The following is a 1996-nucleotide window of genomic DNA, read 5'->3' as shown; positions in this document are numbered from 1 at the left end:
CCATCGCTCAACGCGCCGGCGCACTGCTGGAAAACTGCATCGCCCGTGGCTCGCTGACGATGCGTTGTCACGTCGATATCGACCCGGACTTCGGCCTGCGCCATATCGAGGCCATGCAGCAACTGCGCGAACGTTACCGCGACCTGATCGACCTGCAACTGGTGGTGTTCCCGCAAACCGGCCTGATCAGCCGCCCCGGCACCGCCGAACTGATGCGCGAAGCCATGGCCCTGGGCGTGGAAAACGTCGGCGGCCTCGACCCGTGCGGCATCGACAACGACCCCATCGCCCAGCTCGACTTCGTGTTTAAGCTGGCCAGCGAATTCGAGCGTGGCGTCGACATTCACCTGCACGACAAGGGCGAACTGGGCCTGTGGCAGATCGCACTGATCGCCGACTACACCGAACGCTTCGGGCGTCAGGGTCGGGTGATGATCAGCCACGCGTACTGCCTTGGAATGTTGCCGTGGAGCCAGGTCAAACCAGTGGCGGAGCGTTTGGCGGCCTTGGGAATTTCCCTGATGAGTTCGGCGCCAGCCGATTGCGCGGTGCCGCCGTTCCTTGCGTTGCGCGAGACCGGGGTGAACGTGTGCCTGGGTTCGGACGGCATTCGCGACGCCTGGTCGCCCATGGGCAACGGCGACATGCTGGAACGGGCGATGCTGCTGGCCTTTCGTTTCGACTTGAACAAGGACGATGAACTGGCGGCGGCGTTCGAAGCCGCGACGGTGAATGGCGCTCAGGCGTTGGGTTGTGAAGGTTATGGGTTAGAGATCGGCCAGCCGGCGGACTTTTTGCTGATGCCGGTGCAGACGCTGGGCGAGGCGGTGGTGTCGCGGCCGGTGCGACAGGTTTATCGCGGCGGTGAGTTGATCGCTTCCGGTGGCCGACTGCTGGAAAGTCGCTTGTGAAACGGATCGCTTTGAAAGCCAGTTGCGTGGTCGGATTCGACGGCACGCAACACGTGCTGTGGCGCGACGGCGAAGTGGTGTTCGAAGGTTCGCGCATCGTGTTTGTCGGGCGCGACTATCCGGGGCCGGTGGATCAGTGGTTCGATTACGGCAACGCGTTGATCGGTCCGGGCTTCATCGATCTGGATGCACTCGGGGATCTTGATTCGACGGTGCTGACGCTGGACAACGGCGATGAACGCGACATGGGCCGGATGTGGTCCGAGGACTATCTGGCGAGCGGCCCGCGGGAGAGTTACACCGCGGATGAACAAGTCTTCAAATACCGCTACGCCTTCACCCAGCTGATCCGCAACGGCATCACCACCGCCATGCCGATCACCTCGATGTATTACCGCGAGTGGGCCGAAACCTACGACGAGTTTTCTGCGGTGGCCGGTGTGGCTGCCGAGTTGGGGCTGCGGACTTACCTCGGCCCCTGCTACATGAGCGGCATGAGTTACTGGCGCGCCGATGGAAGCCTCGGGCATCACTGGGATGAGGCGCGAGGCATGGCCGGGCTCGATGCCGCTGTTAGGTTTTTCCATGATTTCGACGGTGCACACGAGGGTTTGATTCGCGGCGCGCTGCTGCCGGACCGCATCCAGACCTGCACCCCGGCCCTGCTGCAACGCACCGCCGCGCTCAGCCTGGAACTGAACGCGCCGATGCGTTTGCATTGCTGCCAGGGGCTCGGTGAGGTGGCGATGGTCGAGCAACTGCGCGGCGTGTCACCCCTGACCTGGTTGCAGCAACTGGACCTGCTGACCCCGCGCAGTCTGCTGCCCCACGGCCTCTACACCTCAGGCGATGACGATCTGCAACGCGTGGTGGATGGCGGCGCGAGCCTGGTGCATTGCCCGGTGGTGTTTGCCCGTGACGGCGAGGCGATGAACGCTTTCGGTCGCTATCGAGCCAAGGGCATCAACTTCGCCTTGGGCACCGACACCTGGCCGGCGGATTTGCTGGAAAACATGCGCCAGGGTCTCAACATCGCGCGATTGATGGAGGGCGGGAACTTGCTCACCAGCACCCTGGATTTGTAC

The 1996-nt window shown here is 63.3% G+C and carries 2 protein-coding genes; both read left to right on the top strand.

Annotated features, from left to right (window positions below; translation table 11 throughout):
* The coding region (locus WLY71_RS30430; RefSeq protein WP_347806534.1) for an amidohydrolase at positions 1–911 on the top strand (911 nt) is incomplete at its 5' end.
* The coding region (locus WLY71_RS30425; RefSeq protein WP_347806533.1) for a chlorohydrolase family protein at positions 908–1996 on the top strand (1089 nt) is incomplete at its 3' end. The genes WLY71_RS30430 and WLY71_RS30425, both read left to right, overlap by 4 nt.

The sequence above is a fragment of the Pseudomonas rossensis genome (assembly GCF_039888995.1).
In the GTDB taxonomy this organism is placed as follows: domain Bacteria; phylum Pseudomonadota; class Gammaproteobacteria; order Pseudomonadales; family Pseudomonadaceae; genus Aquipseudomonas; species Aquipseudomonas rossensis.
This window is presented reverse-complemented; position numbering and strand designations above follow the sequence as displayed.